The sequence below is a fragment of the Micromonospora sp. NBC_00362 genome (assembly GCF_026342155.1).
GTDB lineage: Bacteria > Actinomycetota > Actinomycetes > Mycobacteriales > Micromonosporaceae > Micromonospora > Micromonospora hortensis.
The window spans coordinates 6182371-6197865 of the sequence record NZ_JAPENH010000001.1; the positions used below are offsets into that span (position 1 = coordinate 6182371).

General features: G+C 71.6%; 13 protein-coding genes, 1 tRNA gene and 2 pseudogenes. 10 read left to right on the forward strand and 6 right to left on the reverse strand.

The window, feature by feature from the left end:
* Positions 1-10 precede the first annotated feature (10 nt).
* Both OG992_RS28625 and OG992_RS28630 read right to left on the reverse strand, forming a co-directional pair.
* Positions 11-1288, reverse strand: a complete 1278-nt coding sequence (locus OG992_RS28625; protein ID WP_238687222.1) for an MFS transporter — start codon at positions 1286-1288, stop codon at positions 11-13.
* A complete protein-coding gene (locus OG992_RS28630) occupies positions 1285-2634 on the reverse strand; it encodes a GH1 family beta-glucosidase (RefSeq protein WP_266304777.1) in 1350 nt (449 codons plus the stop codon). The genes OG992_RS28625 and OG992_RS28630 overlap by 4 nt, the downstream gene beginning before the upstream one ends.
* Positions 2635-2822: 188 nt before the next feature.
* On the opposite strand from OG992_RS28630, the gene OG992_RS28635 reads away from it, so the two are divergent.
* A complete protein-coding gene (locus OG992_RS28635; RefSeq protein WP_210783445.1) occupies positions 2823-3269 on the forward strand; it encodes an SRPBCC domain-containing protein in 447 nt (148 codons plus the stop codon).
* Positions 3270-3403: 134 nt separating this feature from the next.
* Here the strand turns inward: OG992_RS28635 and aceE are convergent, their stop codons facing one another.
* Complete coding sequence (gene aceE, locus OG992_RS28640; protein WP_308193763.1) at positions 3404-6142, reverse strand: pyruvate dehydrogenase (acetyl-transferring), homodimeric type; 2739 nt, start codon at positions 6140-6142, stop codon at positions 3404-3406.
* Between the two features lie 178 nt (positions 6143-6320).
* Between aceE and OG992_RS28645 the strand changes: the two genes are divergently transcribed.
* The 8 genes and pseudogenes from OG992_RS28645 (at position 6321) to OG992_RS28675 (ending at position 11764) form a co-directional block, all read left to right on the forward strand.
* Entirely contained in the window at positions 6321-6767 is a 447-nt protein-coding gene (locus tag OG992_RS28645) for a hypothetical protein (RefSeq protein WP_238687224.1), read from the forward strand.
* Between the two features lie 26 nt (positions 6768-6793).
* Positions 6794-7198 (forward strand): YjbQ family protein, encoded by a 405-nt coding sequence (locus tag OG992_RS28650; RefSeq protein ID WP_167457620.1) that lies wholly within the window; start codon positions 6794-6796, stop codon positions 7196-7198.
* Between the two features lie 240 nt (positions 7199-7438).
* Positions 7439-7843: a MarR family winged helix-turn-helix transcriptional regulator gene (locus OG992_RS28655; RefSeq protein WP_238687308.1), complete on the forward strand. Its 405-nt coding sequence runs from the start codon at positions 7439-7441 to the stop codon at positions 7841-7843.
* Positions 7844-7894: 51 nt separating this feature from the next.
* A pseudogene (locus OG992_RS33840) lies at positions 7895-8239 on the forward strand (transketolase); the annotation flags it as partial.
* Positions 8240-8545: 306 nt separating this feature from the next.
* Positions 8546-10516: pseudogene (locus OG992_RS28660) on the forward strand (thiamine pyrophosphate-dependent enzyme); the annotation flags it as partial.
* A gap of 112 nt (positions 10517-10628) precedes the next feature.
* The gene (locus OG992_RS28665; protein WP_030330240.1) at positions 10629-11066 is read left to right on the forward strand and encodes a DUF3052 domain-containing protein; all 438 of its coding nucleotides are present in this window, start codon (positions 10629-10631) and stop codon (positions 11064-11066) included.
* A gap of 87 nt (positions 11067-11153) precedes the next feature.
* Entirely contained in the window at positions 11154-11618 is a 465-nt protein-coding gene (locus OG992_RS28670) for a peroxiredoxin (protein ID WP_266304779.1), read from the forward strand.
* Positions 11619-11692: 74 nt separating this feature from the next.
* Positions 11693-11764, forward strand: a tRNA-Val gene (locus OG992_RS28675).
* Between the two features lie 70 nt (positions 11765-11834).
* Here OG992_RS28675 and OG992_RS28680 read toward each other — a convergent pair.
* Positions 11835-12578 (reverse strand): SDR family NAD(P)-dependent oxidoreductase, encoded by a 744-nt coding sequence (locus tag OG992_RS28680; protein WP_266304780.1) that lies wholly within the window; start codon positions 12576-12578, stop codon positions 11835-11837.
* Between the two features lie 238 nt (positions 12579-12816).
* On the opposite strand from OG992_RS28680, the gene OG992_RS28685 reads away from it, so the two are divergent.
* Positions 12817-13446, forward strand: a complete 630-nt coding sequence (locus tag OG992_RS28685) for an HAD-IA family hydrolase (protein WP_266304781.1) — start codon at positions 12817-12819, stop codon at positions 13444-13446.
* Between the two features lie 6 nt (positions 13447-13452).
* Here OG992_RS28685 and OG992_RS28690 read toward each other — a convergent pair whose 3' ends face one another.
* Both OG992_RS28690 and OG992_RS28695 read right to left on the reverse strand, forming a co-directional pair.
* Positions 13453-14082 carry a Pr6Pr family membrane protein gene (locus tag OG992_RS28690; RefSeq protein ID WP_266304782.1) on the reverse strand — a complete coding sequence of 210 codons (630 nt, stop codon included), beginning with the start codon at positions 14080-14082 and terminating at the stop codon, positions 13453-13455.
* 20 nt (positions 14083-14102) lie between these two features.
* Positions 14103-15464, reverse strand: coding sequence for a glycosyltransferase (locus OG992_RS28695; RefSeq protein ID WP_266304783.1), 1362 nt, complete (start codon positions 15462-15464; stop codon positions 14103-14105).
* Positions 15465-15495: the final 31 nt, after the last annotated feature.

Here is a 15495-nt window from a genome sequence, read left to right on the forward strand (position 1 = left end):
GCCCCCTTGCTCAGGGGACGGAGCGGATCTTGACGACCAGCGCGCTGCCGAGCAGGGTGACCACTGCGGTGACCGCGTAGAGCGTGGGATAGCCGCCCAGGTACACCACGAGCGGGGCGGAGAGCGCCGGGCCGAGCACCTGGGGTGCCGAGTTGGCGATGTTGATGACCCCCAGGTCCTTGGCCCGGTCGGTGGCCCGGGGCAGCACCTGGGTGATCAACGCGGCGTCCACCGAGAGGTAGACGCCGTAGCCGGCGCCGAGCAGCAGCGCGGCGACGATCGCCATCGGCCAGACCGGCGCGACAGCGAGCAGCAGCGCCGCCACCGCCATGATCAGCCCGGAGACGATCACGTAGATCTTGCGCCGGCCGGAACGGTCGGACATCCGGCCGGCGATCACAGCGGTCAGCATCATGCCGAGCGTGTAGAGCAGGATCAGGATCAGCAGGCCGCCCTCGGGGTCGGGGTGGCGCACCCCGTCGCTGAGGAAGTACAGCAGGTAGAGGGTGCCCAGCGCGTTTCCCAGCTGGACCAGGAACCGGGTGATCCAGGCCCAGGCGAAATCCGGGTGCCGGCGGGGGCTGATCCACATCGAGGCGAGCAGCGCCCGCGTCCGGATCGCCGGGCGATGGGTACGCGGCAGCGGTTCGTCGGGGGTGAACAGCGCGAACGGCAGTGACAGCAGCAGGATGGCCACGGCGATGGCCAGGTAGCCGGCGGCGTTGCCGGTGACCACGGCGGTGACCAGCACCGCGCCGAGCACCAACCCGAGCGCCTGCGGGATGCCCACCCACCCCGAGACGCCACCGCGCTGCCGCACCGGCACCCGGTCCGGGATGGCGGCGGTGAGGCTGGCCAGCATCGCGTTGAAGCAGACCTGCGCGGCGACCCAGCCAAGGGCGACGCCGAGGATGGTCCGTTGCTGGGCCAGCAGCACCAGGGCCGCCGCGCCGAGCACGGCCCCGCCCGCCGTCCAGACGTGCCGACGGCCGAACTCGCGGCCGGCGATCCGCAGGCAGGTCCGGTCGGAGAACGCGCCGGCCAGGGGGTTGGCCAGCACCGCTGCCAGCGCACCGAGGCCGGTGACCACTGCCAGCATGTTCTCCTTGTCGCCGGGCGCGATCTGCTCGATCTGCTGCGGCAGCAGCACCTGGATGGGCGTGAAGAACGCCATCCACACGCCGAGGTTGGCCGCGAAGATCAAACCGATCCAGCCGCGCCGCACCGGCACCGTCGGCTCGGCGAGCGCCGCCGGCAGCGACGCCGGCGTCGGGTCGAGGGTGGTCACCGCGCCGACCCCGGCCGGCTGGCCGCGATCACGTCGCGCAACCAGGTGTACGACGACTTCGGCGTACGGGTCTGGGTGGCGTAGTCGACGTGCACCAGACCGAAGCGCTTGGTGAAGCCCTCGGCCCACTCCCAGTTGTCCAGCAGCGACCAGACGAAGTACCCGCGGACGTCCACCCCGTCGTCGACGGCGGCCCGGACCGCCCGCAGGTGCCCGTCGAGGTAGGCGATCCGCTCCGGGTCGGCCACCTGCCCGTCGGCGTCGGGCGCGTCGTCGTACGCGCAGCCGCTCTCGGTGATCTCGATGGGCGGCAGCGCGTCGCCGTAGGTGTCGCGCAGCCAGCCGAGCAGCTCGCGCAGCCCGTCGGGGGCCACCGGCCAGTCGAAGGCGGTGCGTGGGTAGCCGTCCAGCGGCACGAGGTCGAACGGCAGTGGTGAACCCTCCTCGGCAGCCCGTACCCCGGTGGGGTTGTAGTAGTTGACTCCGAGCACGTCGATCGGCGCGCCGATCGTGTCGAGGTCGCCGGGGTGGATGACGCTCGGGTCGAATCCGGGCAGATCCGGGTAGCCGCGGCCGAGCAGCGGGTCGGTGAAGAGCCGGTTGTGCAGGGCCTCGTACGTCGCCCCGGCGGCCCGGTCGGCGTCGCGGTCACCGAGCACCCGCACCGGCGAGTAGTTGTTGGCGATCGCCACCGGGCTGGCGCTGTGGGCCCGCAGCGCGGCGACCGCGAGCCCGTGCCCGAGCAGTTGGTGGTGGGCGACCGGGAAGGCGTCGAACAGCAGCGCCCGGCCGGGGGCGTGTTCGCCCATGCCGTAGCCGAGGCTCATGTGGATGAACGGCTCGTTGAGGGTGATCCAGAGCCGGACCCGGTCGCCGAGCCGGGCGGCGGTCTTCTCGGCGTACTCGGCGAAGCGGGCGGCGGTGTCGCGGTGCAGCCAGCCGCCGGCGTCTTCGAGGGGTTGCGGCAGGTCCCAGTGGTAGAGGGTGGCCACCGGGTCGACGCCGGCGGCCAACAACTCGTCCACCAGGCGGTCGTAGAAGTCCAGGCCGGCCGGGTTGGCCGGACCGGATCCGGTGGGCTGGACCCGGGGCCAGGCGATGGAGAACCGGTACGCGGAGACGCCCAGGCCGGCCAGCAGCGCGACGTCCTCGGTGTGCCGGTGGTAGTGGTCGCAGGCCACCTCGCCGCTGCTGCCGTCGCTGATCCGCCCGGGGGAGTGCGCGAACGTGTCCCAGATGGACGGACCGCGCCCGTCGGCGGTGGTGGCGCCCTCGATCTGGTGGGCCGATGTGGAGACGCCCCAGCGGAAGCCGGTGGGGAACTGGGGCATCGGTGCTGTCGACATGCGCCCTCCCGGTCAACGTGAAACGTGTTCGGGACTTTAGAGCGCTCTCGATGAATGCGCCATAGGCCGGCCTGACGCATTCCGCAATGGTTGATCGGCGTGTCTTTTTCCGAACCCGTCCAGGTAAGTCCGATTTAGCGCATAGAGTGCCGATATCGTGGGATGTCCTCACCGGAGGAAAGACGGAAATGATCCTCGTGGAACGCAGTGCGCACGTGGCGGCGCCAATTGAAGTGGTCTGGGATGTCGTGCAGCGGGCCGAGCAGTTGCCGGCCTGGCTGGCCGGGGTCCGAGCGGCCGAAGTGCTCTCGGGAGAGGGCTTCGGGCGGCGACAACTCGTCCAGGCAGGGCGTGGCTCGGCGCATGAGGCCGAGGTGATCGCCTACCAGGAGCCGACGCTGATCGGCTGGCGGGAACGGGCCAAGGGTGCTGGATCTCGGGCGGAGGCGCGCACCGAGATCTACGTCCAGCTCACCGGAGACGAGGAGGAGGGCGGGACGATCGTGCGCCTCATCGTGGTCCGCTGGCCGGCCGGCCCGGTCAAGGCGGCCATGCTGCGCCTCGGACTGCGTCGGGTCGGCGCCGACCTGGAGGACTCGCTGGCCCGGCTCACCGACCTGGCCGCCGTCGGCTGACGAGCGCCCATCCTCCCGGCGTCACCCGCGACGGCGGTGGTCCGGATCCCCGCCAGGGCTCCCGGACCACCGCCGCTCCGTACACCGAAAAGGGCCCGGCGCGGATGCGCCGGGCCCTCCTCAGTGGTGCTGGATCAGCTGTCGCCGCCGGTCTCGCCGACCGGTGCGGCGTTGACATCGTCGATCGCGTACTTCTTGGCGGCCTCGGCCGGCACCGTGGTCGCCACCGCGCCGCTGCGGGCGAGCTGCCGCAGCGTGGCCACCACGATCGACTCCGCGTCGACGTGGAAGTGCCGGCGCAGCGCGTGCCGGGTGTCCGACATGCCGAAACCGTCGGTGCCGAGCGACGTGTAGTCGCCGGGTACCCAGCGGGCGATCAGATCCGGTACCGCGCGCATGAAGTCGCTGACCGCGATCTTCGGCCCGTCCGCCTCGGCCAGCTTCTGCTGGATGTACGGAACCTTCGCCTCGGCGCCCGGGTTGAGGAGGTTGTACTCCTCGGTCTCCACCGCGTCGCGGCGCAGCTCGGTCCAGGAGGTCACCGACCAGACATCGGCGCCCACCCCCCAGTCCTGGGCGAGGAGCTGCTGGGCCTTGAGCGCCCACTGCATCCCGGTGCCCGAGGCGAGCAGGTTGGCCTTCGGACCGTCGACCTGCGGTGCCGGCGAGTAGCGGTAGATGCCCTTGAGCAGGCCCTCCACGTCCACGTCGGCCGGCTCGGCCGGCTGCAGCGTCGGCTCGTTGTAGACCGTCAGGTAGTAGAAGACGTTCTCCTGCGCGTCCCCGTACATCCGGTGCAGACCCTGCTCCAGGATGTGCGCGATCTCGTACGCGAACGCCGGGTCGTACGCCACCACGGCCGGGTTGGTGGCGGCGATCAGCAGCGAGTGCCCGTCCTCGTGCTGAAGGCCCTCACCGTTGAGCGTGGTCCGACCCGCCGTGGCGCCGAGCAGGAAGCCCCTGGCCATCTGGTCGGCCGCTGCCCACAGCCCGTCGGCGGTCCGCTGGAACCCGAACATCGAGTAGAAGATGTACATCGGGATCATCGGCTCGTCGTGCGTGGCGTACGCCGAGCCGGCCGCGGTGAACGAGGCCACCGAACCGGCCTCGTTGATCCCCTCGTGCAGGATCTGCCCGGAGGTCGACTCCTTGTACGACAGGAACAGCTCGCGGTCGACCGAGGTGTAGCGCTGGCCGTGCGGCGAGTAGATCTTCGCGGTCGGGAAGATCGAGTCGAGACCGAAGGTGCGGGCCTCGTCCGGGATGATCGGCACCCAACGCTTGCCGAACTCCTTGTCCTTCATCACGTCCTTGAGCAGACGGACGAAGGCCTGCGTGGTGGCCACCTTCTGCTTGCCCGAGCCGCGCTTGACGTCGGCGAACCGCTCCGGGCCGGGGATGGCCAGCCGCTTCGTGCTGGTGCGCCGGGACGGCAGGTACCCGCCGAGCTGCTCGCGCCGCTCCTTGAGGTACGCCAGCTCCTCGGACTTCTCGCCCGGGTGGAAGTACGGCGGCAGGTAGGGGTTGTCCTCCAGCGCCGAGTCCGGGATGTCCAGGTAGAGCCGGTCGCGGAAGGTCTTCAGGTCCTCCAGCGTCAGCTTCTTCATCTGGTGGGTCGCGTTGCGGCCCTCGAAGTGCGAACCGAGGGTCCAACCCTTGATCGTCTTCGCCAGGATGACAGTGGGCTGACCGGTGTGCTCGGTGGCCGCCTTGTAGGCCGCGTAGAGCTTGCGGTAGTCGTGCCCACCCCGCTTGAGGTTCCAGATCTCGTCGTCGCTGAGCGGCTCGACCATCTTGCGGGTCCGTGCGTCACGGCCGAAGAAGTGTTCCCGCACGTACGCGCCGGACTCCGCCTTGTAGGTCTGGTAGTCGCCGTCGGTCGTGGTGTTCATCAGGTTGACCAACGCGCCGTCGGTGTCCGCGGCGAGCAGCGGGTCCCACTCACGGCCCCAGACGACCTTGATCACGTTCCAGCCGGCACCCCGGAAGAACGCCTCCAGCTCCTGCATGACCTTGCCGTTGCCCCGGACCGGGCCGTCCAGCCGCTGCAGGTTGCAGTTGATCACGAAGGTGAGGTTGTCCAGTTCCTCGCGGGCGGCGACGCCGATCGCGCCGAGCGTCTCCGGCTCGTCCATCTCGCCGTCGCCGAGGAACGCCCAGACGTGCTGCTGGGAGGTGTCCTTGATGCCGCGGTGCTGCAGGTACCTGTTGAAGCGGGCCTGGTAGATCGCGTTCAGACCGCCGAGGCCCATCGAGACGGTGGGGAACTCCCAGAAGTCCGGCATCAGCCGAGGGTGCGGGTACGAGGGCAGCCCACCACCGGGGTGCGACAGCTCCTGGCGGAACCCGTCGAGCTGGTGCTCGCTGAGCCGCCCCTCCAGGAACGCCCTCGCGTACATGCCGGGGGAGGCGTGGCCCTGGTAGAAGATCTGGTCGCCACCGCCCGGGTGGTTCTTGCCCCGGAAGAAGTGGTTGAAGCCCACCTCGTAGAGCGAGGCCGAGCTGGCGAAGGTGGAGATGTGCCCGCCGACGCCGATCTCCGGGCGTTGCGCCCGGTGCACCAGCATGGCGGCGTTCCACCGGACGTACGCCCGGATTCGCCGCTCGACGTGCTCGTCACCCGGGAACCAGGGCTCGCGCTCCGACGGGATGGTGTTGATGTAATCGGTGGTGGTCAGGGGCGGAACCCCGACCTGGCGCTCACGGGCCCGCTCCAGCAGGCGCAGCATGACGTAGCGGGCGCGTTTGGCCCCGCGTTCGTCGATGACACCGTCAAGCGACTCGACCCATTCGCTGGTCTCTTCAGGGTCGATGTCCGGAAGCTGGCTCGGTAGGCCGTCGCTGATCACCGGGCGCTTGCGTTCCGTAGCCACAGGCGTTCCCTCGGTTGTGTGTGGGATAGGTCTCTAGCGCCATCCTGCCCCCTGGTGGCACCCGTCGTCACGTCTAGGTGCCCCCGACGCGATGCTGAACACAGGTACTCGCCGGTAACTTAGCGCGACGACCGTGTGGAACCTGAGCGGTTTGACCGCCGGTCCTACCGTTACCGCCATGAACGGACGCCGTGTCGCGGTCGCCGCGATCATGATCGTTGTCGGGGTGGTCGGCCTGGTCATCGGCGCGGTCGCCCTCGCCTCCGGCAACCTGCCGATGGTCGGACTGGTGGCCCTCGGCGCCCTGGTGGCGGTGCTCGGCGCGGGCCTGCTGCGGGACGCGATCCGCGCTGCCCGCCGGAGCGGCCAGTCCGGACGTCGTCGCCCTCGTTCGGACTCGGACGGCGGCGGGTACGGCTTCTACCCGATGCCCGCCGGGGATGCCGGCAGCGGGCACGTCGGCCGTCAGCGTGACGGTGACCACGACAGCTCCGACGGTACGGAGCCGGCCGGCGGCAGCGGCGACTCCGGGGGAGGCTGGTCCGGATGGGGCTGGTCCGGCGGTGACTCCGGTGGCGGCTGGTCCGGTGGCGGCGACTCGGGTGGCGGTGGCGGCAGTTCCTGACCGCACACTGCGGCAGAATGCGACGTATGCGCAGCGACGTGATCACCGTCCAGACCGGGTCCCGGCCGACCGTCCGGGACATCACCGCCGAGGCCCAGCAGTTCGTCTCGGGCGAGGGCGACGGCCTGCTGCACGTCTTCGTGCCGCACGCCACCGCCGGCCTGGCGATCATCGAGACCGGGTCGGGGTCCGACGACGACCTGCTCAGCGCCGTGGACGACCTGCTCCCCACCGAGGACCGCTGGCGGCACCGACACGGCTCGCCCGGCCACGGCCGCGACCACGTGCTGCCGGCGTTCATCCCGCCGTACGCCACGCTGCCGGTGCTCGGCGGTCGACTGGCGCTGGGCACCTGGCAGTCGATCTGCCTCGTCGACACCAACGGCGACAACCCGACCCGCCAAGTCCGCTTCTCCTTCCTCCCCGCCTAACCCCGCCCCTCTCCCGGCGATCTTGCACTTACTGTCCCGACACAAGGGACATCCCACTCATCTGGACAACCGAAACTGCAAGATCGGCGTAGCAGGTGCGCGGGTTGGCCCGTCCTGGCCTGATCGGTGAGCTGGCAGTGACGGGCTGTTGCGTACGATGTGGTCGTGACGCGGCAGGTGGGTTCAGCGGTGGGCGGTCCGGTGGATCGGACCGGTCTCGCCGTCGATGTGGTGCGGCGGATGGCGCACGTCACCGCCGCGTTGCGACACCGGCAGGATTCCGCGTTCGCCGATCTGGGGCTCACCCCGGCGGCGGCCCGGGCGCTGCGGGAGTTGGACCCGGACCACCCGCTGCCGGCCCGGGATCTCGCCGGTCAGTTGGGTTGTGACCGGTCGAACGTGACGGTGTTGGTCGACAAGTTGGAGCAGGCCGGGCTGGTCGAGCGCCGCACCGACCCGACGGACCGGCGGCAGAAGACGCTGGTGGTGACCGAGGAGGGTCGCGCCGTGCGAGCCCGGGTGATCGAGGTGATGTCCGACTCCCGACTCCTGTCCGGGCTGAGCGACCAGGAGCTGAGCACCCTTCGTGACCTGGTCTGGAAGGTGTCCGACGGCGGCTGTCCGGAGTCCCTCGGGCCGGAGTGAGCGCACCCCTGCCGGCCGTGTCCCACTGGGCGAGCAGGCCTTCCGTCGGTAATGCTGTCCGACGTGACCACCCCGCAAGATCTCGACGACCGGTTCCGGGAGACGCTGGCGGCGCTGCCTGCCGCCGAGCGGCGGCGTGACCCCGCCGACCCGGTCACCGACGACGCCCCGCTGACCGGCGCGCAGGTGCTCGACCTGTTCGACGCCCAGGTGACCAGCCGGCAGCTCGACCTGGCCGGCCGCTGGTTGCGCAGCTTCGGGGAGGGTTTCTACACCATCGGCTCGGCCGGGCACGAGGGCAACGCCGCTGTCGCTGCCGCGCTGCGTCCCACCGATCCGGCTCTGCTGCACTACCGCTCGGGCGCGTTCTACTGTCTGCGCGCCGCCCAGGTCGCCGCCGACCCGACGCTGGCCACCGACTCCCAGCCGTCCGCCGACCCGACGCGGACCGCCGAGCCCGACCAGGACACCGGCCGGACTCGGACCGCCGATCCCGACCAGGACGCCGGCCGGACTCGGACCGCCGATCCCGACCAGGACGCCGAGCGAGCGCGGACCATTGGCTCCGAGCGGTCCTCCGACAGTGAGTCGACAGACGGCGACGCATCGACCCGCGAACCCGAGCCGACCGCCGATCCGCAGGGGTCCGAATCGGAGTCAGCCGGTACCGAACCGAACGGGGTGGCCAACGGGTTCGCGGCGTACGCCGACGCGGCCCGGGACGTGCTGCGCGGGATGGTCGCGTCCAGCCTCGAACCGATCGCCGGGGGGCGGCACAAGGTGTTCGGCCGGGCCGACCTGGCCATCGTGCCGACCACCTCCACCATCGCCTCGCACCTGCCCCGCGCGGTCGGAATGGGACTGGCAGTGGAGCGGCTGCGCCGGCTGGACAGCGCCGGACGGCGTACCGGGGCCGGGGTGCGGGTCGGCAGCGGCGCGGGGGCCACGCACGCACCCTGGCCACCGGACGCCATAGTGGTCTGCTCCTTCGGCGACGCCTCGGTCAACCACGCCAGCGCCACAGCAGCCTTCAACACCGCCGGGTGGTACGACCACGCGGGTCTGCGGATCCCGGTGCTCTTCGTCTGCGAGGACAACGGGCTGGGCATCAGCGTCCGCTCGCCGGAGGGCTGGGTCGAGGCGACCCTGCGGGCCAAGCCGGGCATCCGCTACTTCAGCGCGGACGGAGCCGACCCGGTGCGGACGTACGAGGTGGCGGCGGAGGCCGCGGCCTGGGTACGCCGCAACCGCCGGCCGGCGGCGCTGCACCTGCGCACCGTACGGCTGATGGGGCACGCCGGGGCGGACGCGGAGTCGGCGTACCGGAGTTCGGCCGAGCTGGCCGAGGACCTGGACCGGGACCCGGTGGCCGCCACCGCGCGGCTGCTTGTCGACGCGGGCGTGGCGACCGGCGAGGAGTTGCTGGCCCGGTACGACGAGACCGGCTGGCAGGTGCGCCGACTGGCCGAGGAGGTGCTGGGCGAGCCGAAGCTGGCCTCCGCTGCCGACGTGGTGTCGGCGCTGGCCCCACGTCGTCCGGTGCGGGTGGCGCGGGCGGTGGCCGACGCCGCGGCGCGGGCCAGCGGGCTGGGCGCGGGCGCCCGGGCGGAGGCGTTCGGCGGCAAGCCGCCGGAGCTGGCCGGGCCGATGACCCTGGCGCAGAGCATCAACGCCGCGCTCGCCGACGGGATGCTCGACCATCCGCAGATGGCGCTCTTCGGTGAGGACGTGGCCGCCAAGGGCGGCGTGTACGGGGTGACGAAGGGGCTGCGCGACCGGTTCGGGGCGGCCCGGGTCTTCGACACCCTGCTGGACGAGACGTCGGTGCTCGGGCTGGGCCTCGGCGCCGGGCTGGCCGGGATGCTGCCGGTGCCGGAGATCCAGTACCTGGCGTACCTGCACAACGCCGAGGACCAGCTGCGCGGTGAGGCGGCCACCATGCGGTTCTTCTCGCAGGGGGCGTTCCGCAACCCGATGGTGGTGCGGGTGGCGGGCCTGGCGTACCAGGAGGGGTTCGGCGGGCACTTCCACAACGACAACTCGGTGGCCGTACTCCGGGATGTGCCCGGCCTGGTGGTCGCGGTGCCGGCGCGGCCGGACGATGCCGCGCCCATGCTGCGGACCTGTCTGGCCAGCGCGGCGGTGGACGGCAGTGTCTGCGTGTTCCTGGAACCGATCGCGCTCTATCACACCCGCGACCTGTACACGGAGGGTGACGGGGAGTGGTTGGCCGGATATCCGGAGCCGGGCGGCTGGGTGGCCGGGCACGTGCCGATCGGGCGGGCCCGGGTCTACCGGGTCGGCTCGGCGGACGACCTCACCATCATCACCTTCGGTAACGGGGTACGGATGTCGCTGCGGGCCGCCGCAGTCCTCGCCGAGGAGGGGGTGGGCACCCGCGTGGTGGATCTGCGGTGGCTGGCTCCGCTGCCGGTGGCCGACATCATCAGGGAGTCCTCGGCGACCGGTCGGGTGCTGGTGGTGGACGAGACGCGCCGCTCCGGCGGGGTCGGCGAGGGCGTGATCGCCGCCCTGGTCGACGCCGGATATGTCGGTGCCGCACGTCGAGTGGCGGGAGTTGACTCGTTTGTACCATTAGGTCCGGCAGCGCGTCACGTACTGGTCTCCGCTGAAGCCATTACCGACGGTGCCCGTACGCTGCTGGCACGGTAAATTCCGTTCCACCCGGTGCGCCACTTGCGCGAAGACCAACAACTGTGTGGACTTTGCCTGACGGCGTCGCACCGACGCCGCGAGCAGGGACGAGATGAGGAGGCACGCGACAGTGAGCGCGACCGCTGGTCAGGCCGCCGACGGGGTACGCAGCCTGGCGGACCGGTTCGGAATCGAACCGGGGATGGTCGTCATGGAGATGGGGTACGACGACGACGTCGACCAGGATCTCCGAGACGCCCTGACCGACCGCTGTGGAGATCTGGTCGACGAGGACACCGACGAGGTGGTCGACGCGGTGCTGGTCTGGTACCGGGACGGCGACGGTGACCTTTTCGAGCTGCTCGTCGATGCCCTCGGCCCGCTGGCCGACAACGGCGTCGTGTGGCTGCTCACCCCGAAGGCGGGGCGTGAGGGGCACGTCGAGCCGAGCGAGGTCGCGGAGTCCGCGCCCACCGCCGGCCTCCAGCAGACCTCGACCGTCAACGCCGGCCGGGACTGGAGCGGCGCCCGTCTGGTGCTGCGTCGAGGGGCCAAGGCCAAGAAGTAGCCAGCGCCGCTCCGCTCGCCCGACGGTCCGCCCACCGCCGGGTAGCAGGCTGACGCCGTCACCCGACTCGACGCGAGGGGAGTTCGCATGCCCATCGAGGTTGGTGCCGAAGCACCCGACTTCGTGCTCAAGGACCAGAACAACCAGGAGGTCCGCCTCTCGGACTTCCGGGGCAGGCGCGCCGTGCTGCTGGTCTTCTACCCGCTCGCCTTCACCGGCACCTGCCAGGGCGAGTTGGGCGAGGTGCGCGACAACCTCGGCGAGTACGTGAACGACGACGTCCAGGTGCTGACCGTCAGCGTCGACTCGGCCTACAGCCACAAGATCTGGGCCGACCGTGAGGGCTACCAGTTCCCGATGCTCGCCGACTTCTGGCCGCACGGCGCCGTCGCCCAGGCGTACGGGGTCTTCAACGACGTGGCCGGCTTCGCCAACCGGGGCACCTTCGTCATCGACAAGACCGGCGTGGTCCGCTTCGCCGAGATGAACGGCCCGGGCGAGGCCCGCGACCAGCAGGGCTGGCGCAAGGCCATCGCCGAAGCGACAAACTGACCGGGGTACGCCGTGCGCCCGGGTCGGTGGCGGGCAGGTAAGCTTGCCAGCCACCGGCCCGCCACGGGCGATCCGGGCGCGTAGCTCAGTGGGAGAGCACTCGCCTTACAAGCGAGGGGTCGCAGGTTCGAAACCTGCCGCGCCCACCCTTCAGCACGACGTCGCCGCCCACGAGGACCCGCCCCGGCACGAGCCAGTCAGGCGAGGGTCGACGGGTCAGCTGGTGAAGCCGCCGTCCACGTTTACCACCGCACCGGTCACGTAGCCGGCTTCGGGGCTGGCCAGGTGCGCGACGGTGGCCGCGATATCCGCGGGGCGCGCGTACCGGCCGACGGCGGTGAACCCGGTGATCGCCGCCGCGTTCGGTCCGTCCGCCGGGTTGGCGTCGGTGTCCGTCGGCCCGGGGTTGACCAGGTTGACGGTGATGGCCCGTGGGCCCAGTTCACGGGCCAGGCCCCGGGTCAGCCCGACCAGAGCGGTCTTGCTCATCGCGTACAGCGTCAGCCCGGGAAAGACCGCCCGTTCACCGACGTTGCTGCCGATGCTGATGATCCGTCCGCCGTCGCCCAGGTGCCGCAGTGCCGCCCGCGCGGCGACATACGGTGCCCGGATGTTGACCGCGATGGTCTGTTCCACCTCTGCCGAGCCGAGCTCGTCCAGGGCGCCGACCAGGAACACCGCGGCGTTGTTCACCAGGATGTCCAACCGGCCCAGTTCGGCGGCCACCCGGTCGACCGCATCCCGCACGGCGGCCGGGTCGGCGCCGTCCGCCTGGATCGCCAGCGCTCTGCGGCCCAGCGCTTCGATCTGCTTCACCACTATCGCGGCCCGCGCGGCGTCCTGCCGGTAGGTCAGCGCCACGTCGGCCCCGTCCTGTGCCAGGCGCAGCGCGATGCCGGCACCGATGCCCCGGGAACCCCCGGTAACCAGGGCGACCTTCTCGTTGAGTGTCGTCGTCATGCGAACGATCATCTGTCCGCGCCGCCCTCCCGTCTGGCGGCCATCGGACGTCTCGCTCCGACCTCAAGGTCCGATTCCCGCGATCCTCGACGGCCTGCCGACCCGGCGGGCCGCCATGATCCGCGCAACGTCACAGCTCCTGCTGCCTCCCGAGGCGACGAGACAGCAGGATCACCGAAGTTGCGCGGATCTTGCGAGGTGGGGGAGGGTGGGGCGGGCGATTCGGGGAGCGTGTGTAGTGGAACTGGCGGGCATTGGCGCGGTGCTGTTCGACATGGACGGCACCCTTGTCGACTCCGACGCCGCAGTGGAGCGGGCCTGGGAGCGGTGGGCTGCCGAGTACGCCGTCGACCCGACGGCGGCGTTGGCGATCGCGCACGGCAGCCCGGCCGACCGGACCATCCGCCGGCTGCTGCCCACGCTCGACGCCGCCGAGGTCGTTGTTGCCGCGGCTCGACAGCTCGCGTTGCAGTACGACGACCTGTCCGACGTGACGGCCACCCCCGGGGCGCACGAGCTGCTGAACACGCTGGCCCGGATGGCGTTGCCCTGGGCGGTGGTGACCAGCGCCGACACACGGCTCGCCGAGGCACGGCTCGGTGCCGCCGGCATCAAGGCGCCGGTCCTCGTCACGGTGGAGGACGTCAGCGTCGGCAAGCCGGACCCGGAGGGCTACCTGCGGGGCGCGGCGCTGCTGGGCGTACCCGTGGGGCGGTGCCTGGTCGTCGAGGACGCCGAGGTCGGCCTGCGGGCCGGTCGGGCGGCCGGGGCGATGACCGCCGCGCTGAAGGGCCTCGACGGCGACCTGCGTCTACGCGACCTGGCCCAACTGGCGCACCACCTGGAGTCGACGCCGTCGGCACCCTGACCACTGTCAACCAGTGCGCCCTTGAGTCAGGCGAACCGCGGTCAGGGCGATCAGCAGCAGTGTGACGCCGAAGAGCAGGGCGTTGAGGGCGACGGTGGGGTATCCGAGTCGGGGTACGTCGAGGAACGGGTAGAGGTAGCGGCCCTCGGCCCCGCCGACGGCGCCCCGAACCAGGATCACCGTCAGCCACAGCAGCGGGTAGCCGAGCAGGCTGACCGCGTACGCCGGGCGCAGCGCGGCCCGAGGTCGGTGGTTGAGCCACTCGACGGCGGCCAGCGGCGGCACCACGGCGTGCAGCAGCAGGTTGGCGGCGTCGGAGACCAGCCCCCTAGCCTCGGGGGTCGCCACCATGGCGTAGCCGCTCCACGGGTTGGCCAGTACGAGGACGAAGACCACCGCGGTGCCGACGAGGTAGACGGTGAGCGCGGTGCGTACCCGGTCACCGCACCCGACCAGCAGCACCACCAGGTAGGCCAGGTCGACCTGCACAGTGAAGTAGAAGAGCAGCTCGACGGGCTCCTCGCGGGCGGCGATTCCGGCGAGCACCAGCCCGACGGCGAGCACGAGCGCGGTGCTCACCCGCAGGACCCGGTCGCCACCGGCGGACGCTATCACCGCCGCATCGATGGACGCCACGACGAGAAGCGACGCGCAATTCACGGCGCCGGGTCGACTGGTCGTTCCGGCCTGGCCCCCGCCTCACCTCGCCGTGCCTTGGGGATGGCACCTCCCGCCGGGCCGACGGGGGGCAGCGAGGCGTACAGCTTGACCAACTCGGCCAGGTAGCGCTCCGCGGACCAGTCCGTCGCCGCCGCCCGGCCGTCCCGGATCACGGCCCCGCGCAACTCCCGTTCGGTCAGCAGCCGGCTGAGCAGCGCCCCGAACGCTGCCGGACTGGGATCGGCGACCGGTCGGGTGGTGCCGGTGCCGGGCCGTTCGGCGAGCAGAGTGTCCACCATGGCCACCGGCAGTCCGTACGCCTCGGCCTCGGCGAGCACCAGGCCCTGCGTGTCGGTGGTGGAGGTGAACGCGAGCACATCCGCCGCCCGGTAGTGGGCGCCGACCCGGTGGCGTGGCACCGGACGGAGCAGGTGCAGCGCGCCGCTGACGCCGTACCGGCGGGCCATCCGGCGGACCGTGAGCCGGTGCCGCCGGGCCCCGAGCAGCACCAGTCGGGCGGCCGGCAGCTCGCGGCGGACCTGGGCGAACGCGGCCAGCAACAACTCCGGGTTCTTCTCCGGTGTGGCCCGTCCCACAGCGAGCAGCACCGGCGCGTCCGCCGGGATGCCGAGCCGGGCCCGCAGCCGCCGCCGATCGTCGGCGTCGGCGTGCGGTGCGGCGGCCGGGGTCGGCAGGACCACGATCGGGGTACGCCCCGCCATCGTCGCCATCATCGCCGCGGTCTTCGCCGACGGAGCGATCAGGACAGTGGTGTGGGCCAGGAGGGTTCGCCCGAGCGCCGCCAGCCGGGCCTGTCGACCCGGTCCGGGATGGGCGAGCGCCCACAGGTCGAACGCCCGCCAGCGCAGACCCAACCGCAGGCCGGCGTACGCGGCCCCGATCGGGATCTCCGGGTAGTGCGCGGCGTACGCGACGAGGTCGGTGTGCCAGGTCAGTACGGTCGGTACGCCCCGGGTGGCGGCCCAGCGCAGCCCGGCGACGCCGAGTGGGCCGGTGGTGTGCACGTGCACCACGTCGACCGGTGTGCTGGGCGGCCGGGGCAGCGCCAACCGGTACGGCCGGGTCGGCACCGACAGCGAGGGCACCTCACCCGGTCGGCGGCGACACCGGGACAGTGGGCCGGGGCAGTGCAGCACGACCCGGTGCCCGGCGGCGCGCAGCAGCGCCACTGTGGTGCCGACCGAGGTGGCCACCCCCTCCGGGTTGGTGAGGTGGCTGTCGCTGACGTGGGCGATCCGCACGCTGCCATCGTCGCCCGCCCGCGCACCCCCGGCCGTCGCGTCCGCCCCGGGCCGGGCCGGGAAACAGTTGGCGTGGCCGGACGGGTTCTGCTGCACTACCCGCTCGCGACGATGAACGGGGAGACGC